Origin of the sequence: Mesorhizobium silamurunense, from assembly GCF_014843905.1 — a bacterium.
In the GTDB taxonomy this organism is placed as follows: Bacteria; Pseudomonadota; Alphaproteobacteria; order Rhizobiales; family Rhizobiaceae; genus Mesorhizobium; species Mesorhizobium silamurunense.
The window spans coordinates 1-22,715 of record NZ_LPVS01000036.1 but is presented as its reverse complement, the minus strand read 5'-3'; the positions used below and the strand labels follow the sequence as shown (position 1 = coordinate 22,715).

Genomic DNA, 22,715 nt, shown 5'->3' with positions numbered 1-22,715 from the left:
CACACCGCCGAAGGAGACAAGATGACCGGCGAGACCAATCTGCAAAGACTGCTGGCGTCGATGACGCCGCAACTGCTGCCGCGCATCTATGTCTTCGCGACGGTGGCGCCGGGTGTGGCCATGCCGGACGGACTCGATCCGGTCATGCAATTTCGCGAGCGGGAAGGCCTGACGCTGATCGTGACCGAGGACGAGGCGAAATCAGCCGGCCTTGCCGGCACGTTCCGCTGCCGGATGATCACGCTCGACATCCATTCCTCGCTGGAGGCGGTCGGCTTCCTGGCCGCCATCACGGCACGGCTGGCGGCTGCCGGCATGGGTGTCAATCCGGTCTCGGCTTTCTACCACGACCATCTGTTCGTGCCGGCGGAGCGGGCGGAAGAGGCAATGAAGCTGTTGCGGGAATTAGCTAGGCAATCATTCGCGACTAAGGATTTACAGCGCGAAGAAGTCGAGGCCATCGCAAGCGGCCACATGGCATCAGAGCACGACGATCTCAATTCTGTGCTGGATCCCAGGTAGAGCCCGCTATCCCGGCCGCTGGACTAGCAGCTGCGGACATAGAGAATATCGGGCAGGCCTTCTTCGTTGGTCGTGCCGTCGCCGAAAGCTTCGGCGCGAAATCCGTGGAGTTCGTAAAAGCGGCGGGCGCCGGTGTTGGCCTGGAAGCAATGCAGCTTGATCGATGGCAAACCGGCGGTCGCCTCCATGAGCAGCCGGCTGCCGATGCCTTGTCCAGTCCAGGCGGGATCGAGATAGAGCTGCTCGACCCAATCGCCGCTGACGGCGATGAAGCCGACGATCCGCTCGCCGGCCTCGGCAACCGCCACCTGCTGCCCGGGCAGGACGATGTCGCGGATGAAGGCGAAATCCTCCTCCGGCGTGTGCACCACCGGCATCCATTCGAAGGAACTGAGCGACGCCCGCATCACCTTCGCGATGGCGCCGGCCTCCGAACGACGGGCCGAACGTAGAATGATGTCAGCAGGCTGAGCACCGGTCATGCGGCAAGCCCTTCTGAAGCGGGGTGGCCAGCAAACGGCGTTTCGCTTGGCGCCGTCTCACTCCGTCCAGCACCCCTCATCCGTCTCGGCGCCGATAAGCAAAACCAACGGCCGAAGGCCGAGCCCGCGACTGCGGGCCGCCGGTCGTCCGGCGCCCCCGCGGAGGGCCAGCCGCGCCAGCGGCGGTGCGGCCCGTGAGCGAGAAATGAAGGGCCGTCAGGCCGCCTTCTTCTTCGGCTGTATCAGGCCCCGCTCGACCAGGAGCTCGGCGATCTGGACGGCGTTCAGCGCCGCACCCTTGCGCAGATTGTCGGAGACGACCCACATCGACAGGCCGTTGTCGACGGTCGAGTCCTCGCGGATGCGCGAGATGAAGGTGGCGTCCTCGCCGGCCGATTCGAGCGGCGTGATGTAGCCGCCGTTCTCGCGCTTGTCCAAGACCTGGCAGCCGGGCGCCTCGCGTAGAATCTCGCGCGCCTCGTCGGCCGTGATCGGCTTTTCGAACTCGATGTTGACCGCTTCCGAGTGGCCGATGAACACCGGCACGCGCACGCAGGTCGCCGTCAGCTTGATCTTGGGATCGAGCATCTTCTTGGTTTCGGCCACCATCTTCCATTCTTCCTTGGTGAAGCCGTCGTCGAGGAAGACGTCGATATGCGGGATGACGTTGAAGGCGATGCGCTTGGTGAACTTCTTGACGTCGACCTGATCGGCGACGAAAACCGCGCGGGTCTGGGTAAAGAGCTCGTCCATGCCTTCCTTGCCGGCGCCGGAAACCGACTGGTAGGTGGCGACGACGACGCGCTTGATGGTGGCGACGTCATGCAGCGGCTTCAGCGCAACGACGAGCTGCGCCGTCGAGCAGTTCGGGTTGGCGATGATGTTCTTGCGCGAGAACAGCTCGATCGCGTCCGGGTTCACTTCCGGCACGATCAGGGGCACGTCCGGGTCGTAGCGGAAAGCCGACGAGTTATCGATGACGACGCAGCCCTGCTTGCCGATCTTGGGCGACCATTCCTTGGAAACATTGCCGCCGGCCGACATGACGCAGATGTCGGTGTCGGAAAAATCATAGGTGTCGAGCGCCTTGACCTTCAGCGTGCGGTCGCCGAAGGACACCTCAGTGCCCTGGCTGCGCCGCGAGGCCAGCGCCACAACTTCGCTCACCGGGAAGCCGCGCTCGTCCAGAATGTTGAGCATTTCGCGGCCCACATTGCCCGTGGCGCCGACTACCGCAACCTTGAAACTCATCGAAATCTCCTGTCCCTCTCCGCTTGGTTGTTGGAGAAAACCCGCCGGCCTCATGCAGGTTCCGTCCCCCGGGCCGAACCCGGGAGAGGGTGGTTAAGCCAAGGGAATCACACCGTTTTGGTGGTGGTTTTGGCCATAGTTTTGCGGGAACGGACGGACGCGCCGAAGCGCCCGGCCCGATGCGCTGCATCGTGGCCGGAGGCACCGAATGCAAGAAGAGCCATCAGAAGGCCGCGCATCGAGGATGATCCCGTTCGGTGCCGGCTTTTACGCACTTTGCGTAAAGAGTCAATTGGCGCCTGCCTGTACATCGGTGGCGCGGCGAAGTAGGAACGCCGCAACCGTTCGGCTCATGCGGCGCATCTGCGCCCGCCGGCAAAAAGCCCGGTGTCGGGCTGCAGAAGATTCCGAATTTCGAAAGATAAAGATGTCCAGTTTCGAAACGATCGTGCCTGCGCTTGCAGAGGCGTTGCAAAATCGCGGCTATGTCGAGTTGACGGCGGTGCAGAAAGCGGTGCTGGCTCCAGAGCTCGGCGTGGCCGACGCGCTTGTTTCGGCCCAGACCGGCTCCGGCAAGACGGTCGCCTTCGGCCTTGCGCTGGCGCCGAGCCTGCTCGGCGGCGCGCAACGCTTCGCGGATGCCGGCGCGCCGCTGGGCCTGGCGGTGGCCCCGACGCGGGAACTCGCGTTGCAGGTGCGGCGCGAGCTGGAATGGCTCTATGAGCTGACCGGCGCAACGGTCGCCTCCTGCGTCGGCGGCATGGATATGCGCGGCGAGCGGCGCGCGCTGGAGCGCGGCGCCCACATCGTCGTCGGCACGCCTGGCCGGTTGCGTGACCACATCACCCGCGGCGCGCTCGACATGTCGGCGCTGAAGGCCGTGGTGCTGGACGAGGCCGACGAGATGCTCGATCTCGGCTTTCGCGAGGACCTCGAATTCATCCTCGAGGCCGCGCCCGCCGAGCGGCGCACGCTGATGTTTTCCGCCACCGTGCCGCGTTCCATCGCTACGCTTGCGAAAAGCTACCAGCGCGATGCGGTGCGCATCTCGGCCGCCGGCGAGGAGAGACAGCATCTCGACATCGATTACCGGGCGCTCTCCGTCGCGCCCGCCGATCGTGAGAACGCCATCATCAACGTGCTGCGCTACTACGAGGCCACCAATGCGATGGTGTTCTGCAACACCCGCGCCGCCGTCAACCATCTCACCGCGCGCTTCAACAACCGCAATTTCTCCGTCGTGGCGCTTTCCGGCGAGCTCAGCCAGAACGAGCGCAGCCACGCGCTGCAGGCCATGCGCGATGGCCGCGCCAGGGTCTGCATCGCCACTGACGTGGCGGCGCGCGGCATCGACCTGCCCAATCTCGACCTGGTCATCCATGCGGACCTGCCGACCAATCCCGAGACGCTGCTGCATCGCAGCGGCCGCACGGGACGCGCCGGACGAAAAGGGGTGAGCGCGCTGATCGTGCCGGGCAACGCCCGCCGGCGCACCGAGCGGCTGCTTGGCAATGCCGGCCTGACGGCGACATGGGCGAGCCCGCCCTCGGCCGACGAGGTGCTCAGGCGCGACGACGAGCGCATCCTGGCCGATCCGGCGTTCAGCGAGCCGGTGAAGGACGAGGAGCGCGAGTTCGCCACGGCACTTCTCGAGCGGCATGGCGCCGAACTGGTGGCCGCCGCTTTCGTGCGGCTCTGCCGCGGCAGCCGCTCGGCGCCCGAGGACCTGCTCGATGTCGAGCCGTTCGCGCGATCAAAAGAGACGTTCGCGCGCAGGGACGAAGCACCCGGCCGCCGCGACGATTTCGGCGACAGTGTCTGGTTCTCGCTGTCGGTCGGGCGCCGGCAGAATGCCGAGCCGCGCTGGCTGATCCCGATGCTGTGCCGCACCGGCAACATCTCCAAGCGCGAGATCGGCGCCATCAAGATGCAGCCGGAGGAAACCTTCGTGCAGATCGCGGCCGACTGGGCCGACCGGTTCCTCGCCGCGATCGGCCCCGACCGCAAACTGCAGGGCAGCATCGCCGTGAAGCGCCTGGAGGGCACGCCCGACCTGTCGCGGGCCGGCTACCAGCCGCCACGCTCCGACAAGAAGCCGCATCGCGGCAAGCGGCCCTTCGACCAGAATGCGCCGAAGCCGAAATTCGAGAAGCGTGTACAGCCGCAGGCCGAACACGGCGGCGCGACAGAGGCAAACCCGTGGGCGAAGAAGCCCGGCAAGCCGAAATTCGACAAGCCGGCAAAGCACAAGAAATCGAAGAAACGGCCCGGCTAGTTTGAAGCCGGCCTCCCGCGTGCCCCTTGCGGTCCGCCGCAACTTTGAACAGTCTGGGCAATGCGCGGCAACGGCGGACAGGGCAATGCGCGGCGAAGTTCTTCACTACGACCAGGAGCAGGGCTTCGGTTTCATCACCGGCGCCGACGGCAAGCGCTACAGCTTCGCGCGCGAGGACCTGCGCCGCGAGATGGCGCTTGCCAGGGGCGCCGAGGTCGAGTTCCAGCCGAATGGCGACCGGGCCAGCAATATCTTTTCGGTTCGCGCCCGCGTGGCCGGGCCGGCAGAAGGTGCCGCTCCAACCGCGGCGGCCGCCACTCCGCCACCGGGTGGCGCGCCCGTGGTGCCCGCGCATTTCGGCCGCAACGCCGAGAACGGGACAACGCAATCCACCGGCCTGTGGAGCTATTTCTGGCGCGGCCTGACGACGAACTACGTCAACTTTTCCGGCCGTGCCCGGCGCAAGGAGTTCTGGGGCTTTTGCCTGTTCTGGACGATCGGTCTCATCGTCGCCATCGGCGTTGGATTGTCCGTGGACTTGTCGCGGGGCGATATCGAGGGCGGCGGTGACGAACCGATCGTCATGCTTGGCCTTCTCGGTCTCTACATACTGCTGACGATCCTGCCGTGGATCGCGCTCATCGTGCGCCGCCTGCACGATCTCGGCCTGACCGGCTGGCTCGCGATCCTCTGCTTTGTCCCGTATCTCGGCGGACTGGCCACGCTGGTCTTCGCGCTGATCCCGACCCAGGCCAGCGACAACAAATGGGGACCGGTGCCGGCCGGCGTCAGGTTCTAGCGGCCGTCCTCAGCGCCTCGCCCGAAAGCCTGAGAAAGATCTTTTGCCCGTGGCGGTCGGCGCCGAGCCGGTCGTAGAAGCGCAGCGCACCCTCGTTCCAGTCTTCCGTGGTCAGGTCGATGCGGCCGATGCGCTTGTCCAGGCAATAGCCGGCGAGAAAGCCGATCAGTGCCTCACTCACTCCCGCGTTTCGAGCCTCTTCGCGCACGAACAGGTCTTTCAGGAACATGAGTCGCTCGAGGTCGATGCCGGGATGCGCGATCGCGACCGAGGCCAGGCCCGCAACCTCGCCCTTGACGAAAGCGAGCGCGAAATGCGGATAGGCCGGGCTTTCGTCGCCGAGCCACTGCCCTGCCGCAGCCATCGCCCGGCCGTGATCGAGCGGCGGCTGCCGATAGTGCGCCGCCATCTCGCAAAGCACGGTGGCGAGCGCCTCGGCATCGTCGGTCGTCGCCCAGCGGACGTCGACCGCCATGGGATCAGGCCAGGAACTTGGCGATGATGGCGTCACCCATCTCCGTGGTGCCGACTTCCTTCATGCCTTCCGACATGATGTCCTTGGTGCGCAGGCCATCGTCGAGCACGGCGGCGATTGCCGCTTCGAGCTTGTCCGCTTCCGCCACCATGCCGAAGGAATAGCGCAGGCACATGGCGAAGGAGGCGATCATCGCGATCGGGTTGGCGATGCCCTTGCCGGCGATATCGGGCGCCGAGCCGTGCACCGGCTCGTATAGCGCCTTGCGCTTCTTGGTCTTGACGTCCGGCGCGCCGAGCGAGGCCGAAGGCAGCATGCCGATCGAGCCGGTGAGCATGGCGGCGATGTCGGAGAGCACGTCGCCGAACAGATTGTCGGTGACGATGACGTCGAACTGTTTTGGCCAGCGCACCAGCTGCATGCCGCCGGCATCGGCCAGCATGTGGTCGAGCTTGACGTCGCTGTATCTGGTCTTGTGGGTCTGGGTGACCACCTCGTTCCACAAAACGCCGGACTTCATGACGTTGCGCTTTTCCATCGAGGTAACGTGGTTCTTGCGCGTCCGCGCCAGCTCGAATGCGACGCCCGAAATGCGCTCGATCTCGAACGTGTCGTAGACCTGGGTGTCGATGCCGCGCTTCTGGCCATTGCCGAGATCGATGATCTGCTTCGGCTCGCCGAAATAGACGCCGCCGGTGAGCTCGCGCACGATCAATATGTCGAGGCCTTCGACCACCTCCTGCTTGAGCGAGGAAGATGCCGCGAGCGCCGGATAGCAGATTGCCGGGCGAAGATTGGCGAACAGCTCCATGTCCTTGCGCAGGCGCAGCAGGCCGGCCTCGGGGCGCACCTCGTAAGGCACCTTGTCCCACTTCGGCCCGCCGACCGCGCCGAACAGCACGGCGTCCGCCGCCATCGCCTTTTCCATGTCGGCATCGGAGATCGCAGCGCCATGCGCGTCGTAGGCGCAACCGCCCACCAGCCCCTCGTCGGTGGCGAAGCCGCTGCCGAGCTTCGCGTTCATGGCCGCGATCAGCTTCTTCACCTCGGCCATGGCCTCGGGGCCGATGCCGTCGCCGGCGAGCAGGAAGAGATTTTTCGAAGCCATGGAGAACCGTCCCAATAGTATCTGGAGAAAACCGCGGCCTTGCTAAACGCCAAGCGGGCTGTGCGCAAGGGGACGAGCGCCGAGATCCTTCACACCCCCCTCTGCGCTGCCGGGCATCTCCCCCGCAAGGGGGAGATCAGCAGCTTCGGCGCCTCGCCTGTTCCTGCAGCGTTCGAGATTGGCGAAAGTGGTCGAGCGCTCAATCTCCCCCCTTGCGGGGGAGATGGCCGGCAGGCCAGAGGGGGGTGCTGTCCCGCCAGCGTCTCAAAAATGACCTATAGGCTCACCGATGCGAGAGAATATTGACCAGCCGGCCGAAGGGATCGCGCACATAGAAGCGCCGCACGCCCCAGGGCTCGTCGGCCGGGCCGTATTCGACGGCGAAGCCGGCTTTGCGCATGCGGTCGAGCGCGTCGTCGACGTCGTCGACCTCGATCGAGAGGTCCGGCACCGGAGTGCGCGAGCCGCCTTGAGTCATGAAGCTCATCTGCACCTGCATCGTTTCCTCGGAACCGTAGGTGACGATCCAGCCTTGATCCATGAGGACATCGAGGCCGAGCACGTCATGATAGAAGCGTCTCGCAGCTGCCGCGTCCTGTGTCTCGATATTGGCTACGATGCGCCGAACCTTCATGGTTTTGGCCTCGCGTTCCTCAAGCCGTTCGCCGAAGCGCCGTCACCTCGATCTCGATCTTCATTTCAGGCTTGTTGAGCTGGCAAACGATCATCGTTGCCGCCGGGCGGATATCGCCGAACGACTCGCCGAGGATCGGGAAGACAACGTCAACATAGGCCTGGTCGGTGATATAATAGTGGGCCCGCACCACATCGGCCATCTCGAAGCCGCCGTCACCAAGGGCCTTGGCTATTGTTGCTAGGCAATTGCGCGTCTGCGCCTCCACCGTCTCCGGCATGGTCATGGTGGCATAGTCGTAGCCGGTCGTTCCCGACACGAAGCACCAGTCGCCCTGCACCACCGCGCGCGAATAGCCGGCGGTCTTTTCAAAGGGCGATCCGGTGGAGATCAGCTTGCGCACGGGGAGCCTCGCATTTCGTGGGCGCGTGTTATCAGGAAAGGCGCAATCCTGTCGCGGCCCAAGGAGAATTGGCTGTTGTCACGTCGACATCCAAAGCATCTTGCAACACAATCATCTTGGCTCATCAAGAAGTCTCAATCTTTGAGCCGCCTCGCCGATTGCGGCGAGAAAAAGGTCAAGATCAATGCATATCTCTGCTATATTTTCTGTCTCGTAGAATCTCTCACGGCCGTTTGATATGAAAGAAAATACAGAGATGTCGATCTTATCGAACGATCTCTCCTGACTTAATATAAGACCGACCTCCTTCGACGTGAATTTCACCTTGGCAACCAAGTTTTCGTATGAATTATCTGATATAACTGAAATTTCGAACAGCTTTTCCTTTTCCATTTTTGTCCTACTCCGCTTTTATCGAGGCGGTGCTGCTGTGCATGATCCTGATCCACCGCGCCGCCCTCAGACGACGGTCATGGCATTGATCCTCAAGCAAGCCGGGTCAAGCCTGACGATGACGAAGCGAGGCGGCTGCCCGCGCGCCGCGCCGAAACGCCTAATTCCCCGACCCCTGCGCCTCGTCCAGCGCTTTCTTGATGTCGGCCGGCCAGTCCTTGAGCGGCGGCCAGGCATCCGGCTCGGGATTGTCGCCGCGGCGGGCGAAATAGACCTTGTGCTTCGCCGGGTCGACCGCCATGAAGCCGTCATTGCCGCCGCAGTCGTGCGGCACGCAGCCGCTGGCATAGAAGGCGCCGGAAGCCGTCTTTTCCGTACCACCGCCGACCAGCAGGCTGGTCGCCATGTCGGGCATGTCCTTGCCGAGCAAGGCCTCGGCCGCCTTGTAGACGGCCTCGTTGTGGAAGGCGTCGATGATGTTGTCGTATTTCGCCGGATCGACATCCTTCCAGTCGGTGCCGGGTTCCGGCGTATAGGTGAGCTCGCCCGAGGTCGTCAGCCCGGTGGTCGGCGACCACTGCAGCGCCGGCTTGGAATCGCCCGGCAGAAGATAGGGCACGAAATAGATGGCGTCGTCGGAAACCGCAGCCGGCGGCGCGCCGCATTCGTCCTGCTCGACCGTCGTCGTCTGGATCTCGCCGTCCGTCGGCTTCCAGACGATCACCTTCGCCGGCCCGCATTGATTGCCGCCGTCGCCGACATCGACCAGCGCCACGTTGACGTCGCCGATCTTGACCACCTTGTCGATGAAGACGTCGTAATTGCTGGCAAGCGGCTTGCCGTCATAGGACAGCACCTTCTCGCCGTCCTGCTCCGGCTGCGTGATGGTCAGCTGGCCGCCCTCGAACGGGATCGGCGCCTGCTTGTCGTCGTCGGCGGAAGCGGCGTCGGACGTGCCCGACGCGCCCTGATCGGCCGCCCCTTGATCGGTGGCGGGATCGGAAGCAGCGGGCGCCTGCGGCGCGGCCTGGGTCTGCGCGGCTGCGCCGGAGACCGCCAGAAGGATCACCGCCGAGGCACCGGCCAGAAGCGAGCGTGTCATGACTGTCCCTCCATTCAGCCGCCGCGAACCCGGCCGGCAATGGCCGGGTCTATCGATTTGACGCTGAGCCGCTCAGGCCCAGGGACGCAGCTCGGCGTTCTTCTTCTCGAAGGAAGCGATCGCGCCTGCCTTTTCCATGGTCAGCCCGATATCGTCGAGGCCGTTCAGCAGGCAGTGGCACTTGAAGTCGTCGAGATCGAACGTCACCACGCCGCCGTCCGGACCGCGGATTTCCTTCGCCTCGAGGTCGATCGACAGCGTCGCGTTGGAGCCGCGCGAGGCGTCGTCCATCAGCTTGTCGAGGTCTTCCGGGCTGACGGTGATCGGCAGGATGCCGTTCTTGAAGCAGTTGTTGTAGAAGATGTCGGCGAACGAGGTCGAGATGACGCAGCGAATGCCGAAATCGAGCAGCGCCCAGGGCGCATGCTCGCGGCTCGAGCCGCAGCCGAAATTGTCGCCGGCGACCAGGATCTGCGCCTTGCGATAGGCGGGCTTGTTGAGCACGAAATCCGGGTTCTCCGAACCATCGTCCTTGTAGCGCATCTCGGCGAACAGGCCGGTGCCAAGTCCGGTGCGCTTGATCGTCTTCAGGTAATCCTTCGGGATGATCATGTCGGTATCGACATTGACGATCGGCATGGGCGCGGCGACGCCGGTGAGCTTGGTGAATTTGTCCATGGTCCTTGCCCGTCTTCATCTCGCTGCGGGGATTTGCTGGCGCCGGTTTACACAAAGCGGCTGGCAAATGAAAGATAAGTGTTGGCAGTTGGCTTGGGCCATCGGACACAAGATCGGCATCGCCTGCTTTCAATACGGCGACCGATCTGGCACTGAGCGCATCGGCATGACGCGGATGCCCGACGCCTTCTGGTTCGGCCGCCAGCGCTGATCCCGCCTCTGCCTTCCGCGATCGGCTCACATCCAAGTGATCGCCCGCCCCTGTTGCAGCACTTGACATGCAACCAAATGGTTGCATATTAAAGCCATGAGCATGGATGCCGTCTTTCGCGCTTTGGCCGACCCGACCCGCCGGCAATTGTTGGACAGCCTCTATGCCAGGAACGGGCAGACGCTGAACGCGCTGTGCGAGCGGATGGACATGACGCGCCAGGCGGTGACCAAGCACCTGGCGATCCTCGAGGAGGCGAACCTCGTCACCACCATCCGCCGGGGCCGGGAGAAGGAGCACTACCTCAACCCCGTTCCGATCAACGAGATCGCCGAGCGCTGGATCGGCAAGTTCGAGCGCCATCGGCTGGATGCGTTGAGCGACATGAAGAAACGACTTGAAAGGGAAGAGCCGTGAGCGACAACACCTTCGTCTACGTCACCTACATCCGCACCACGCCCGAAAAGCTTTGGACGGCACTGACCGACCCGGAGTTCAACCGGCAGTTCTTCCTCTGCTCCTATCAGGAGAGCGACTGGAAAGTCGGCTCCAGCTGGAAGCTTATCTTCCCCGACGGCCGCGTCGCCGACTCGGGCGAAATCCTGGAGATCGATCCGCCCAGGCGCCTGGTCATCAAATGGCGCAACGAATGGATGCCCGAGGTGAAGGAGGACGGCTACACGCGCTGCACCTTCACCATCGAGCAGGATGGCGAGCTGATGAAGCTTGCCGTCACCCACGAGGCCGACGGCCCGCACAAGCTGATCGCAAACGTCGCCAAGGGCTGGCCGCTGGTGCTGTCGAGCCTGAAGAGCCTGCTCGAGACCGGCAAGGGTTATGAGCGCCCGCCATCAAAGGGTTGAACTTCGTTTCGATGCCGAACAGCCGCTGAGGAGGTTGCAATGATGCTGCCGCATAACTGGCCGCGAGCCATGGCGAACGGCGAGACGGGCATGGCTTCGGCCGAACTTCTCGCCGCACCGGAGCAGGTCATCGCAGCGCTCGTCACCAATGACGTCGAGTGCTGGTGGGGCTCGACCGACGCCTACCGGATGACCGGCTGGACCGCCGATCTTCGCGTCGGCGGAAGCTGGAGCGTCACCGTGCGAACGCCCGACGGCAGGCGCCTGCCCGCCGGCGGCACCTTCACCGAAATCGAGATGCCGCGCCGGATCGTCCAGACCCGGCGCTACGACTGGGACCATCCGACGCTCGGCCGCAAGGAAACGATGGTCGCCTATCTGCTGGAGCCGATCGCGGCCGGCACGCGGCTCACCATCTGCCATGGCGGGTTTGCTGGCTTTGCCGACGCGGCGTCCGAGCATGCGGAGGGGTGGGCCCGGGTGCTTGGGTGGTTGCAGGGATATTTTGGCGAAGGACGGCAGGCGGCCTAGCGCCTTCCCCTTCTCCCCTTGTGGGAGAAGGTGGATCGGCGCGCAGCGCCGAGACGGATGAGGGGTGTTCCAGCTTGACGATGGCTTTCGTCACCGAGGGCGCATCGTGGCAAATCGCCGACGCCTCACTCCGTCCAGCACCCCTCATCCGTCGCCTTCGGCGACACCTTCTCCCACAAGGGGAGAAGGAGAGGCGCGCCCTCAAATTACGTTCAGCTCCGGGAACGCCCGCTCCTCCGCCACGCGCCCATACCCGAACGCCGAGCAGTCGATCATCCGGTAGCCGCCGTGCACGATGAGCTCGGAGAGCGCCTTGCCGACCGCCGGCGCCTGCTGCAGCCCGTGGCCGGAGAAGCCGTTGGCGAAGAGGAAGTTTTCCACCTCCGGATGCGGCCCGATCACCGCGTTCTGGTCGAGCGTGTTGTAGTCGTAGTGCCCGACCCAGGCGCGCGTCGGCTTGATCGCCTCGAAGGCTGGGATGCGGGTGGCGAGCGTTGGCCAGATCACCTCCTCGAACAGCGGCCACTCGACCTCGAAATCCTTGGGATCGGGCGCATGGTCGCCTTCCTCCGGCTCGGCGCCGCCGGTGAGATAGACAGAGCCTTCAGGCCGCACATAGATGCCGGAGGGATCGACCAGCAGCGGCATGTCGGCGTATTTCTCGCGCGCCTCGAACACGAAGACGTTGCGCTTGCGCGGCTCGACCGGCAGCGCGAGCCCGGCCAACGCCGCCACCTTGCCGGCGTTCGGCCCGGCGGCGTTGACGACGATGCCGGCTTCAAGCGTCTCGCCATTGTCGAGGCTCACGCCGGTGACGCGGTTGCCCACCCGCGCGATGCCGGTGACCGAGGCGGTGATGAAATCGATCTTCTTCTCGCGCAGCGCCTTGCGGAACAGCATCAGCAGCGCATGCGCGTCAAACCAGCCTTCGCCGGTGCGGCCATAAGCGCCGGCGGAAATGCCTTCGGCCGACAGCCACGGGAAACGGCGCGTGAGCTGGTCGGCGTCCTCGAGGACGATGTCGGCACCCTCGGCGATCTGCGCCTCGTGATTGGCCTTCAGAATCGGCAGCCCGGCCTCGCCGGCAAGGATCAGGTAGCCGCCCTCGCGAAAGCCGATATCGGCGTCGGCGCCGAAGGTTTCCTTGAGCCGCCGAAAGAGTTTCAGCGTGAACTGCGACAGGCGGATGTTTTCAGGAATGGAAAATTGCTGGCGGATCGAGGCCAGCGACAGCGTCGTCGCCGCATGGGAGAATTGCGGATCGCGCTCGATCAGCGCGATGGAGCCCGTAAAACCCTCCTCGCGCAAATAATAGGCGACCGAGGACCCGACGATGGCCCCGCCGATGATGAAGATGTCGTAACGCACTCTTTCGGCTCTCCAGCTCAGAGCATGATCCAGAAAAGTGGGTACCGGTTTTCGGACAGGATCACGCTCAAACTCACACTCCCGGCAGATTGATCTCGAAGCGCGTGCCGCGCTCGGTGTCAACCAGCGTTATCGTGCCATCATGCGCTTTCAGGAGGGCCAGCACGATGCCGAGCCCCATGCCTGTGCCGCCGGCCTCGCGCCTTGTGGTGAAGAACGGCTCGAACACTTTTGCGCGGTTGCTGGCCGAAATGCCGTCGCCGTCGTCGCCGACATGGACAGCCGCCCTTTCGCCTGCTCTTTCGGCGCCGATCGAGACCTGCTTGGCGCCGTGCCGCGCGGAATTGTCGATGAGGTTGGCAAGCACGATCGCCAGATTCTCGCCCGAGATGCCGAGGCCGATCTCGCCGCCGGATTCGATGCGCGCCTCCAGCCTGGTGTCGACCGGCAGCAGCGCCAGTGCCGCGTTGAGCGTCGCGCTTGCACCGCTCGGCGCCAGGTTTTCGGCGCGTGCCAGTTCGAGCAGCCGGCGCACCAGCAAATTGAGCCGCCCGGCATCGGTGACGATGTTGTTGGAGAAACGCCGTCGCTCGGCCTCATCCATCGTCCCGCCGGAATCCCTGAGCAGCTCGGCCGCGCCCTGGATCGCCGTCAACGGCGATTTCAGCTCGTGCGACACATGCGTGGCGAAGGTCTGGATGCTGTCTGACCGCGCCTGCAGTTTTTGCGCCATTTCGAGGAAGGCGGCCGACAGCGCCGCCATCTCGCGCGTGCCGTGATGGTCGAGCGGTCGCATTGCATCGCGATCGCCGGCGGCGATGCGTTTCGTCCGCTCGATCAGCGCATAGATCGGCCGGCTGACGGTGCGGATGAACACCAGCGCGATCAGCAACGTGCCGCCAACGATGGCGATCGCCGCCAATGTCACCTTCCCGCGCTCGCCATAGAGATGCTTGACGATGTTGTTCGGCGTTCGCGAGAGATAGACCACGCCGGCGACCCTGCCTCCGACTTCGGCCGGCAGGGCGACGAACACGCGCACCTTGGTGCCGCGGCTCACCGAATAGAGCGGCGGCACCGGCTGGTCGGGAATCCTTAAGCGGAGCACGCTGGCATAAGAGCCCGCGACCGCCTGCCGCACTTCCTCGACCTGGCCGAGCGACAAGCCCACCTCACCGCCGCCGGCAATCACCACGCCATGCGGGTCGAGCAGCCGGAAGCCGGCGAGCGTCGTCTTCTGCGTCTCGTCGAGAATACCGTCGAGCCGCGCCCCGATGGCCGCGAAAGCCGGATTGGCCGCCGCGGGAAGACCCGCCGGGCGCGATGGCATGACATAGTCGGAGGCAAGGTCGAGCTGCGGCTCGATCGGCTCGTAAGGATAGTTGGTGCCGTCATGCATCGGGGGGATTTGCGCGCCGAGCTTTTCAGGCGAGATGCCGGCCGCGCGCACCGCATCGGCATAGACGGCGGCAACGACCGCGCCCTGCGCGATGAGCTCGCCCTCGGTCTGGCGGATCAGCTGGTTCTCATAGAGCCGGAAGAAGAACAGCCCGACCAGCGGGAGCGCCATCACCACGATCAGGATGGCGACCACGACGGTGGCGAGCCTGGGCCGCCATCTTTCCTTGCTCAACCACCGCATCGGCCGAGCCGGAAGCCGACGCCATGCACGGTCGCGATCGCGTCCAGGCAGCCGACGGCCGCCAGCTTGGCGCGGATGTTGCGGATATGGCTGTCGACGGTGCGTTCCGAGACATGGATGTTCGATTGGTAGGCATTGGCCATCACAGCGTCGCGGCCAAGCACATGAAGCGGGCGGGCGAGAAAACCTTTTATGATGGCGAATTCGATTGCCGTGAAGAGCAACGGCTTGCCGTCGAAGCTCGCGGCGTGGCTTGCCGGAACAAGCACGAGCTTGCCATGCGCGAACTGCCGGTCGTTCGCCTCTTCCTCGACCGCCGCCGCAGGACGCGCGCGCCGCAGGATGACGTTGACGCGGGCGACCAGCTCGCGCGGGCTGAACGGCTTCGTCACATAGTCGTCGCCGCCCATTTCGAGGCCAAGGATGCGGTCGATCTCTTCGTCCCGCGCCGACAGGAACAGCACCGGCACGTCGGAGCGCTGCCTGAGCCGCCGGCATACCTCCAGCCCGTCCATCTCCGGCATGCCGATGTCGAGCACGATGAGATCCGGCGCGCGGCGCTCGACGGCCAGCAGCGCGGCGGCGCCGTCGGCCACGGCGGCCGTCTTCATGCCGGCCTTTTCCAGCGCGAAGCAGATGATCTCGCGGATATGCGGGTCGTCGTCGGCGACGAGGATGTTGTGCGGCATGGAATCAGCGGCCCGGCGCGTAGGGTTCGGTGACGGCAGGATTAGCAAGCGGGCCGCGCTTGTCGAGAGCGCGCAGCAACCGCCAGTCGCGAAAGGTCCAGGCGCGCCAGTAGTTCAGGACTGCTCGATAGCTGCCTTCGCCGGCATGGCGCACCGCTACCAGTTGGCGAAAGTCCGGATTGTTGGCGACGCTCGCGCTTTGATGATCGATGAAGCGGTCGAGGGCCGGAAGTGCGCTCGCGCCGAGCGAGTTCACATACCAGCTGTCGAGGGGAACGCCCTGTCCGGTCATCTCGTAGGAATGGTCGACATTGTAGTTGGCGATCAGCGCGGCGAAGTTGACGAAGCAGCAGACATAAAGCGTCGCCGATAACGTCAGAAGATTGGCGGAGAATAGCCATTCGCTGGATTTTGCCAGTGCGATGCGGGCAATGATGAGCGCCAGCCCCGTCGCCACCAGCCCCATCCAGACGAAGGCGGCGATGCGCAGGTAGGTCAGCGCGTAAACATCGACATAAAGGTCCAGCCTCAATATCGAGGAGACGACCAGCACGATGTTCTGCGCCACCCAGAGATAGACCAGCCGGCGGATGAGCGGATCATGGGACGTTTCGCTGTCGGGCCTGAGCGCCGCGAGCACGAAACTGGCCGCAAGCAGCGCGGTGAGGACCAGCGGATAGGCGCCGCGATGCGCATAGGCGGCATAGGTCAGCCCGTCGGGCAGTGCTGCGCCGCCCCAGAGATAGGCGGCGTCGAGCACGGTCTGCACGGCAAACAGCGCGTTGAACACGATCAGCGCGCGCAGGATGGCGGCCTTGCCGAAAATGATGTCCTCGGCTGTGGTTCTTGGCGGCCTCGCCGCCGGCGCGGCTGTCGCGACCCGCTTGATGCGCGACGGGAAGCGCGGCAGGCGCGGCCGCAGAAAGGCCCAGACGCCGGCCAGCACGATCAGCCAGAAGACAAGCCGCCCGACCTCGACGCGTTCGAGCAGCGCATAGAGGTCGATCAGCGACAGCCAATGCTCGATGATCGGATTGGCGGCGCCGAACAGCGCGAGGAAGACGACGCCGAGGGTCAGCGGCATCACCCAGACGGCGATTGCCGCAAGCCGGATGCGTGGCCGCTCGAGTTGCCGCGCCACCTTGCGCCAGCGCAGGAAGTCGCGCGCGAACCGAAAGGGCGCGGCGAGCAGGAACACGCAAAGCTGGTTCGCGATCCGCGCCAGCCCGGCGCGCAGCAGCGCGGCCAGCGACAGCGCGAACACTGCCAGCGCAAGAACCGCGACCAGCACCGACAGCGGGCTGACGTTTTCGATAAGCGGCAACAGCGCGGCGAGGAGCGCAACAGGCTTCAGCCAGACCCGGCCATTGCTCAGCGCGGCCGGATGCATGGCGACGACGGCGGCCGCGAGTAGGACGGCGAACAGGAAGACCGTGATGCCGACTGGCTGGCCGTAGAAAAGGAAATCCGCCAGCGCCACCAGAAGGATGCCGGTGCCCATGCGGCGGCAATAACTTGGGGCAAGCGACGTCTTCATCGTCGGCGCCAGCATGGTCATTGTCGTCATTGCCGCGCCTTCCTGCCTGTTGCCATGCGACGGCTGTATGCCGGACGCGATTTCGGGGTGAAGGGAAGCACCGTTGCCGTGAAGCGCTGTCTTTGTGGCTCGGCGAGCCACCAGCCGTCGGTGCGCAGCCGGGAGGGCAGGGACCAGCGGAATTTGCGATGTGTTTGCATGGCAGGCTGTTTCGCTGGCGGACAAGGAAAGCTCGGGGCGGATCGCCCGAGAATTTCAGCAATGATTTGCAGATTTCGTGCAGGGGCCATTCTCGCAGAGTAGGCGCTGCCCCTCACCTGCCTGCCGGCATCCTCTCTCCGTATAGGGACGGGGAGAGGGGTGCTGTCATCGACGGTTTCGCCAATCTCCAACGTTGCAAGAAGGGAGCCGGCATTGCGGCCAGCCCCCTTCTCCCTGTCACTATACGGGGAGAAGGTTCCGGCAGGGGATGAGGGCGGTGCTTACCTCTGCAATTGGCCTTCCACGCCTTGCCTCACTCGCCGTCACCCGGCATAGATCGCTAATGACCGTTGACACCTACCGCCCGCGGCGCTCGGTGCTTTATGTGCCGGCCTCGAACGACAAGGCGCTCGCCAAGATCCCATCCTTGGCCTGCGACGCGGTCATCATCGATCTCGAGGATGGCGTTGCGCCCGCCGACAAGCTTTCCGCACGCGACAAGCTTGTGGGCATTCTGGCAGCGCGCCCCGAACGGCGCTGCGAGATGGTGGTGCGCGTCAACCCGCTCGCATCCGAATGGGGCATCGACGATTTGTTGACCGTCGCCAAGGCCGGGCCGGACGGCGTCCTTTTGCCCAAGGTTTCGACGCCGCGCGACATCCTCGAGGCCGGCGACCTGCTCGACGACAATTTCGCTCTCGGCACGGTGAAGCTGTGGGCGATGATCGAGACGCCGAAGGCGCTGCTCAACATCGGCGCCATTGCCGAGCTCGGCCGCGATCCAGCGTCCCGCCTGGCTTGTTTCGTTGCCGGAACGAATGACTTGGTGAAAGCAACGGGCATTCTGGCGACGCCCGACCGGCGCTATATCATGCCCTGGCTGCTGCAGCTGGTGCTCGCGGCCCGCGCGGGCGGCCTCGACGTGATCGACGGCGTCGCCAACGACTTTCGCGACCTGGACGCCCTGGCGCGGGAATGCGCCGAGGCGGCCGCCATGGGTTTTGACGGCAAGTCGCTGATTCACCCCGCCCAGATCGAGCCGGCGAACCGCGCCTTTGCGCCGGCGCCGGAGGCGCTGGCCAGGGCGCGCGCGATCAGAGAGGCGTTCGCACGGCCCGAAAATGCCGGCAAGGGCGTCATTGCGCTGGATGGCCGCATGGTCGAGCGGCTGCATCTGGCGGAAGCCGAGAAACTTCTGGCGAAGGCCGCAATCATCGGCGCATGATGCGCGGATATTCACGACAAGGTCGAAAAAATGAAGCTCTACCGCTTTCTGTCCGGTCCGGACGATTCCACGTTCTGCCACAAGGTGACGGCGGCCCTGAACAAAGGCTGGCACCTGTTCGGCTCGCCGACCTATGCCTATGACAAGACGACCAAGTCGATGCGCTGCGGCCAGGCCGTGGTGAAGGATGTCGAGGGCCGGGAATATACCCCGGACACCAAGCTCAGCGATTGGTAGATACAGCCGATCTTCCCCCCAAGTGGGCCAAGTGGCGGAGATGCCCGGCAGGGCAGAGGGGGGCGCGAAGGAACGAGGCGTCCTCCACAGAGCGGCGTAAAGCTCACCCCGCCGCCGCCTGCTCGGCCGCTTCCTCGATCCGCTCCATGTCGTCGTCGGAGAGGCCGAAATGGTGGCCGATCTCGTGGATCAGCACATGGGTGACGATGTCGCCCAGCGTCTCCTCGTTCTCGGCCCAGTAATCGAGGATGGCGCGGCGATAGAGCGTGACGCGGTTCGGCCCCTCGCCGGTCTGCGGGTTCCAGCGCTCGGCGATGCCGCGCCCCTCGAACAGGCCGAGCAGGTCGAAGGGCGTCTCCAGCGAAAGGTCGTCCATGATCTCGTCGGTCGGGAAGTCGGCGATCTGGATGATGATCTCGCCGGTGAGCTTGCGGAACTCTTCCGGCAGATGGGCGTAGGCCTCCAGCGCCAGAAGCTCCATCTCGTCCATCGACGGCGAGAGCTGGTCGTGCCAGGTGCGGGTCTTGTAGATGCGGGCCATGAGGTTTCCTTTGATCCCGGCATATAGGCTTTCGCGCCGATAGAGGCAAATGAGCCGGCTGGCGTGTCGCCTCCGGATGAAGAGCGAAGGAATAAATTCCTCATATTATACTTGACGTACCCACGGAAACGGATTAGGTTGATTCCATAAGGAGTTAGACCGATGTCCGTTCTTTCAGACCGCCATTTCCACGACGAGGCCGAAGCCTACAAGGTCGTTGAAGCCAGGATTTGGCCGAATGGTCCCGTTTGCCCGCATTGCGGCGGCTTCGAGCGCATCTCGAAGATGGAAGGCAAGAGCACCCGGATTGGCACCTATAAGTGCTACCAGTGTCGCAAGCCCTTTACGGTCAAGGTCGGCACCATCTTCGAGGCCAGCCACGTTCCGCTGCATTTCTGGTTGCAGGCGATCTTCCTTATTGCCTCGTCCAAGAAGGGCATTTCGAGCAACCAGCTTCACCGCACCCTTGGCGTGACCCTGAAAACCGCTTGGTTCATGTCGCATCGCATTCGTGAAGCCATGCGCGATGGTAGCCTTGGCCCGCTTGGTGGCAACGGTCTGATTGTCGAGGCCGACGAAACCTATTGGGGCAAGAAGGCCAATCCAGAGCCGTCTAAGCATCGTCGCGGCCGCCCCTACATCAAGAAGGGCAAGGCGGCTGAAAAGCGCGCCATCCTTGGCCTTATCGAGCGTGGCGGCAACGTGCGCACCTTCCACGTCGCGCAGGCGACCAAGGTCAACGTTTCCGAGTTGGTCGCGGCCAACATCGCTCACGAAAGCGTGCTCATGACCGACGAGAGCAACCTTTACCCGACCGTGGGCGCGACCTTTAGCAGCCACTGGACCGTCAAGCATTCGGCTGGCGAGTATGTGCGCGGCGGCGCTCACACCAACACCATCGAAAGCTATTTCAGCGTGTTCAAGCGCGGCATGAAGGGCACCTATCAGCATTGCGCAGAAAAGCACCTTCACCGCTACCTTGCCGAATTCGACTTCCGCCACAATCAGCGTATAGCCCTTGGCGTTGACGATGAGACCCGCGCCGAACGCATCCTTAGCGGTGTCGTCGGCAAGCGTCTTACCTATCGAACGACTAGTGCAGGGTGAAGCCCCATATGGCGTCTGGCGACCATCAAAGTACCGACCGAAAGCCACCCGGCAAAAAGGCTGGAAAGCTTAGTCAGAAAGAGCAATCCGAGCGGTTTAAGGAAACCGCTCGGGAGCTAGAGGCAGACGAAAGCGGGAAAGCTTTCGAGCGTGCCATGAGAGTGCTGATAAAGCCCAAATCAGGTCGTAGCGGCGACGGGAGTTAGCTTCCTCAGCATATTGCGGGTGTCCGTCTTCTCCGTCGCATAGTGGTATTTCTCCACCACCACGATTTCGGCATCGTACATTTTCCCCTTGGCGACAGTCACTTCGTCCAAGTGGAGGTCGGAATGAAACGTGCCCTTGTATGAATCGCCGTCCGGCACCACGAAATGAAACGACCGGCTTGGTAGGTCGGTACCGACAAGCATACCCTGCCGAACTATCGTGGTGGTGGTCTCGTCGGAAGTCGCGCCGATGATGTCGACGATGCGTTCCATATGCCGATGCTCGACTACTTGGCCCAATTGCCGCCCATCGGATCTATTCCACCGCACATCGGCAGAGAAACGCGCTTGAGCGTTCACCTTCGACCAGTCGAATACGCGCTTTACAACGGCCGGCCCCAGCGCGCCTGCAATATCTTTCACGCTGTCGTTGTCGCTAATGTCCATTACCTGGAATAGAGCCTCTATAGGCTTGTCCAGATTTCCTTCGAAGAAATCCGCCTCGCTTTGGGCAAGAAGCACAACACCCAGAGAGCCGCTGTAGGTATATCCGACTTCCATCATGCTTTCGTATTCGGCTTCCCGCTGTATAACGGTGCGCTCTTTTAGCTTTCCATTGCGGATCGCGTCATAAATCTGGCTGAAGAGATTTTGATAAGTCAAATAAGAGCGCGACACGAAAGGCAAAGCGTATCCAACGCCCTGTTCTGGAATTAGGCGGTAATTACAAATCTCGATACGGTTGCGAGCAGCCAGACTAAGCAATTCCGCTTGAGCTTGCTCGGCAAGCCGGCGCATAGCGGAGATATTAAGCAATAGGCTCTTGTCGGTAGGAGATTTCTCAAGCGCCTGCTCAAGTCTCGATACCGATGCGAAAGCTTTTCTGGCTCTTTCAGCTACGTAAGCGTAGTCCGACATTGTTTTCCATGAGCCTCAGAACAGCAATACCTTTCAACCACTGCTCACTATTTTCTAGGCCGTAGCCTCGTCCCCACTCGTAACCAACGTCTATCGGCGTTCCATAGTGTTCATGCCCGATACTATAAACGGTATAGACATGAGCGTCAACGTTTTCAGGCACATACCCTATGTTTATGTTGTACAATTCAAGGTCTTGTGCCTCATCTAATTTCTCATTTACTGACGACTCAATGAATACCATTACGTCTATATCGTCTGGATATGGCTTCTCAGTTAGAAAGCTGCCGTCAATCCAGAGTTCGCACGGTATCTTGAGCCGCAGAAGCCTTTGGACCAGTTCTTCCAAGCCCAGGAACAACTTCTCCCTATGCGCTTCGTTCCGAACGTCACGCACAAAGCGGTCATGGACATCCTGTAGTCTCATATGGTGCCTGCCGGGTGCCAATAAAGGCATGAAGTCCGGCTTCCTCCCAACCGCCATATATTCCCCGCGCCACCCCTTTTCGCGAAGCGCAATCCTGACAGGCTTTCCTTAACAAAGCCAGTAGTGGGTACGCGAAGTACAATATGCGGAATAAATTCCTTGCGACTCCGCTTGACTCTTCCGGAGCCCTCTGGAATCTATAAGAACATAACAGGAACAATTGCTGCCGGAAATGAACGTCATGGCGATGAGCGCCGTGGCGCGGGACACTGTTTTTGCCCTGCGCCGCCAGATCGCGAAGATCGAAGGAACGCTGCCCGAGCGCCTGGAAGCGCCGGCGCCCGGCGTGCCTGTCGATGTGGCCCGCTCGGACATCACCCCCGAAATCACAATCGTCCGGCGCGGCCTCGCCGTGGCTTCAGCGGATGCCTTTCTCCACACCGGCATCGAACGCCTCGACACCGCCCTTGGCGGCGGCCTGCCGAAGGCGGCGCTCAGCGAAATCCATGGGCTGGAGACCCGCGATGCCGGCGCAGTCGCCGGCTTTGCGCTCTCCCTCACCAGCCTGATCCTCAAGGAGAAGCATGGCCTGCCGGTGCTCTGGATCGGCACTGCGGAGATTTTCCGCGAGGCCGGCTTTCCCTATGCCAGGGGCCTCCACGCCCTCTTCGGCATCGGGCCCGAGCAATTGCTGTTTTCCGAAGCGCCAAAGCTGCTCGACGCGCTGTGGATCGCCGAGGAGGCCGCCCGCATGACGGCCTTCGCCGCCGTCATCCTCGAGATCCGCGGCAGCCCGCGGCTTCTCGACCTTACCGCGACGCGGCGGCTGCACGCCCGCGCCCAGAATGCCGGCCGCCCGGTGCTTTTGCTGCGCCAGGCCGGCGCTGCCG

General features: G+C 63.4%; 26 protein-coding genes and 1 pseudogene. 11 read left to right on the top strand and 16 right to left on the bottom strand.

Features of this window, described 5'->3' with window-relative positions:
* Positions 1-21: 21 nt before the first annotated feature.
* Positions 22-420 (top strand): annotated as a pseudogene (locus tag AU465_RS09845) (ACT domain-containing protein); the annotation flags it as partial.
* A 125-nt stretch (positions 421-545) separates the two neighbouring features.
* Here the strand turns inward: AU465_RS09845 and AU465_RS09840 are convergent.
* Both AU465_RS09840 and AU465_RS09835 read right to left on the bottom strand, forming a co-directional pair.
* Positions 546-1,004: a GNAT family N-acetyltransferase gene (locus AU465_RS09840; RefSeq protein ID WP_192246365.1), complete on the bottom strand. Its 459-nt coding sequence runs from the start codon at positions 1,002-1,004 to the stop codon at positions 546-548.
* A gap of 216 nt (positions 1,005-1,220) precedes the next feature.
* Positions 1,221-2,255 (bottom strand): aspartate-semialdehyde dehydrogenase, encoded by a 1,035-nt coding sequence (locus AU465_RS09835; protein WP_192246363.1) that lies wholly within the window; start codon positions 2,253-2,255, stop codon positions 1,221-1,223.
* Positions 2,256-2,682: 427 nt separating this feature from the next.
* Here AU465_RS09835 and AU465_RS09830 point away from each other — a divergent pair, with 427 nt between their 5' ends.
* Positions 2,683-4,530, top strand: a complete 1,848-nt coding sequence (locus AU465_RS09830) for a DEAD/DEAH box helicase (RefSeq protein WP_192246355.1) — start codon at positions 2,683-2,685, stop codon at positions 4,528-4,530.
* Between the two features lie 85 nt (positions 4,531-4,615).
* Complete coding sequence (locus AU465_RS09825) at positions 4,616-5,329, top strand: DUF805 domain-containing protein (protein WP_192246353.1); 714 nt, start codon at positions 4,616-4,618, stop codon at positions 5,327-5,329.
* Here AU465_RS09825 and AU465_RS09820 read toward each other — a convergent pair.
* From AU465_RS09820 to leuD, 7 genes are all read right to left on the bottom strand, one after another.
* Complete coding sequence (locus tag AU465_RS09820; RefSeq protein WP_192246351.1) at positions 5,319-5,804, bottom strand: GNAT family N-acetyltransferase; 486 nt, start codon at positions 5,802-5,804, stop codon at positions 5,319-5,321. The genes AU465_RS09825 and AU465_RS09820 overlap by 11 nt on opposite strands.
* A gap of 4 nt (positions 5,805-5,808) precedes the next feature.
* Positions 5,809-6,912: a 3-isopropylmalate dehydrogenase gene (gene leuB / locus AU465_RS09815; protein ID WP_192246350.1), complete on the bottom strand. Its 1,104-nt coding sequence runs from the start codon at positions 6,910-6,912 to the stop codon at positions 5,809-5,811.
* Positions 6,913-7,195: 283 nt separating this feature from the next.
* Positions 7,196-7,546 (bottom strand): VOC family protein, encoded by a 351-nt coding sequence (locus AU465_RS09810; protein WP_192246347.1) that lies wholly within the window; start codon positions 7,544-7,546, stop codon positions 7,196-7,198.
* A gap of 19 nt (positions 7,547-7,565) precedes the next feature.
* Positions 7,566-7,949 (bottom strand): RidA family protein, encoded by a 384-nt coding sequence (locus tag AU465_RS09805; RefSeq protein WP_192246345.1) that lies wholly within the window; start codon positions 7,947-7,949, stop codon positions 7,566-7,568.
* A 111-nt stretch (positions 7,950-8,060) separates the two neighbouring features.
* Positions 8,061-8,342, bottom strand: coding sequence for a hypothetical protein (locus AU465_RS09800; protein ID WP_192246343.1), 282 nt, complete (start codon positions 8,340-8,342; stop codon positions 8,061-8,063).
* A gap of 160 nt (positions 8,343-8,502) precedes the next feature.
* A complete protein-coding gene (locus tag AU465_RS09795; RefSeq protein WP_192246341.1) occupies positions 8,503-9,444 on the bottom strand; it encodes an Ivy family c-type lysozyme inhibitor in 942 nt (313 codons plus the stop codon).
* A gap of 72 nt (positions 9,445-9,516) precedes the next feature.
* Positions 9,517-10,122, bottom strand: coding sequence for a 3-isopropylmalate dehydratase small subunit (gene leuD / locus AU465_RS09790; protein WP_192246339.1), 606 nt, complete (start codon positions 10,120-10,122; stop codon positions 9,517-9,519).
* Here leuD and AU465_RS09785 point away from each other — a divergent pair.
* The 4 genes from AU465_RS09785 to AU465_RS09770 all read left to right on the top strand — a co-directional run bounded on the left by AU465_RS09785 (position 10,121) and on the right by AU465_RS09770 (position 11,727).
* A complete protein-coding gene (locus tag AU465_RS09785; RefSeq protein ID WP_192246337.1) occupies positions 10,121-10,333 on the top strand; it encodes a hypothetical protein in 213 nt (70 codons plus the stop codon). The genes leuD and AU465_RS09785 overlap by 2 nt on opposite strands.
* A 96-nt stretch (positions 10,334-10,429) precedes the next feature.
* Positions 10,430-10,750, top strand: coding sequence for an ArsR/SmtB family transcription factor (locus tag AU465_RS09780; protein ID WP_192246335.1), 321 nt, complete (start codon positions 10,430-10,432; stop codon positions 10,748-10,750).
* Positions 10,747-11,196: an SRPBCC family protein gene (locus tag AU465_RS09775; RefSeq protein ID WP_192246333.1), complete on the top strand. Its 450-nt coding sequence runs from the start codon at positions 10,747-10,749 to the stop codon at positions 11,194-11,196. Before AU465_RS09780 ends, AU465_RS09775 begins: the two co-directional genes overlap by 4 nt.
* 39 nt (positions 11,197-11,235) lie before the next feature.
* On the top strand, positions 11,236-11,727 hold the full coding sequence (locus tag AU465_RS09770; protein ID WP_246505948.1) for an SRPBCC family protein: 492 nt from the start codon (positions 11,236-11,238) through the stop codon (positions 11,725-11,727).
* A 201-nt stretch (positions 11,728-11,928) separates the two neighbouring features.
* Here the strand turns inward: AU465_RS09770 and AU465_RS09765 are convergent, their stop codons facing one another.
* From AU465_RS09765 to AU465_RS09750, 4 genes are all read right to left on the bottom strand, one after another.
* Positions 11,929-13,095: an NAD(P)/FAD-dependent oxidoreductase gene (locus AU465_RS09765; protein WP_192246331.1), complete on the bottom strand. Its 1,167-nt coding sequence runs from the start codon at positions 13,093-13,095 to the stop codon at positions 11,929-11,931.
* 73 nt (positions 13,096-13,168) lie between these two features.
* Positions 13,169-14,665: a HAMP domain-containing sensor histidine kinase gene (locus tag AU465_RS09760; RefSeq protein ID WP_376774841.1), complete on the bottom strand. Its 1,497-nt coding sequence runs from the start codon at positions 14,663-14,665 to the stop codon at positions 13,169-13,171.
* A 59-nt stretch (positions 14,666-14,724) separates the two neighbouring features.
* Entirely contained in the window at positions 14,725-15,426 is a 702-nt protein-coding gene (locus tag AU465_RS09755; protein ID WP_192246327.1) for a response regulator transcription factor, read from the bottom strand.
* A gap of 4 nt (positions 15,427-15,430) precedes the next feature.
* Positions 15,431-16,963 (bottom strand): DUF4153 domain-containing protein, encoded by a 1,533-nt coding sequence (locus AU465_RS09750; RefSeq protein WP_192246483.1) that lies wholly within the window; start codon positions 16,961-16,963, stop codon positions 15,431-15,433.
* Between the two features lie 544 nt (positions 16,964-17,507).
* Between AU465_RS09750 and AU465_RS09745 the strand changes: the two genes are divergently transcribed.
* Together AU465_RS09745 and AU465_RS09740 are read left to right on the top strand one after the other, a co-directional pair.
* A complete protein-coding gene (locus AU465_RS09745) occupies positions 17,508-18,389 on the top strand; it encodes an HpcH/HpaI aldolase/citrate lyase family protein (RefSeq protein WP_192246325.1) in 882 nt (293 codons plus the stop codon).
* A 30-nt stretch (positions 18,390-18,419) separates the two neighbouring features.
* Entirely contained in the window at positions 18,420-18,626 is a 207-nt protein-coding gene (locus tag AU465_RS09740; RefSeq protein WP_192246323.1) for a DUF1737 domain-containing protein, read from the top strand.
* A 103-nt stretch (positions 18,627-18,729) separates the two neighbouring features.
* Here the strand turns inward: AU465_RS09740 and AU465_RS09735 are convergent, their stop codons facing one another.
* Positions 18,730-19,167, bottom strand: a complete 438-nt coding sequence (locus AU465_RS09735; RefSeq protein ID WP_192246321.1) for a metallopeptidase family protein — start codon at positions 19,165-19,167, stop codon at positions 18,730-18,732.
* 162 nt (positions 19,168-19,329) lie between these two features.
* On the opposite strand from AU465_RS09735, the gene AU465_RS09730 reads away from it, so the two are divergent.
* The gene (locus AU465_RS09730) at positions 19,330-20,274 is read left to right on the top strand and encodes an IS1595 family transposase (RefSeq protein ID WP_192246319.1); all 945 of its coding nucleotides are present in this window, start codon (positions 19,330-19,332) and stop codon (positions 20,272-20,274) included.
* A 179-nt stretch (positions 20,275-20,453) separates the two neighbouring features.
* On the opposite strand, the gene AU465_RS09725 is transcribed toward AU465_RS09730, so the two are convergent.
* Positions 20,454-21,398 carry a hypothetical protein gene (locus AU465_RS09725; protein ID WP_192246317.1) on the bottom strand — a complete coding sequence of 315 codons (945 nt, stop codon included), beginning with the start codon at positions 21,396-21,398 and terminating at the stop codon, positions 20,454-20,456.
* Positions 21,373-21,882 (bottom strand): DUF6932 family protein, encoded by a 510-nt coding sequence (locus tag AU465_RS09720; protein WP_192246315.1) that lies wholly within the window; start codon positions 21,880-21,882, stop codon positions 21,373-21,375. The genes AU465_RS09725 and AU465_RS09720 overlap by 26 nt, the downstream gene beginning before the upstream one ends.
* A gap of 184 nt (positions 21,883-22,066) precedes the next feature.
* Here AU465_RS09720 and AU465_RS09715 point away from each other — a divergent pair.
* A partial coding sequence (locus AU465_RS09715; RefSeq protein ID WP_376774840.1) for an ImuA family protein occupies positions 22,067-22,715 on the top strand: 649 nt, incomplete at its 3' end.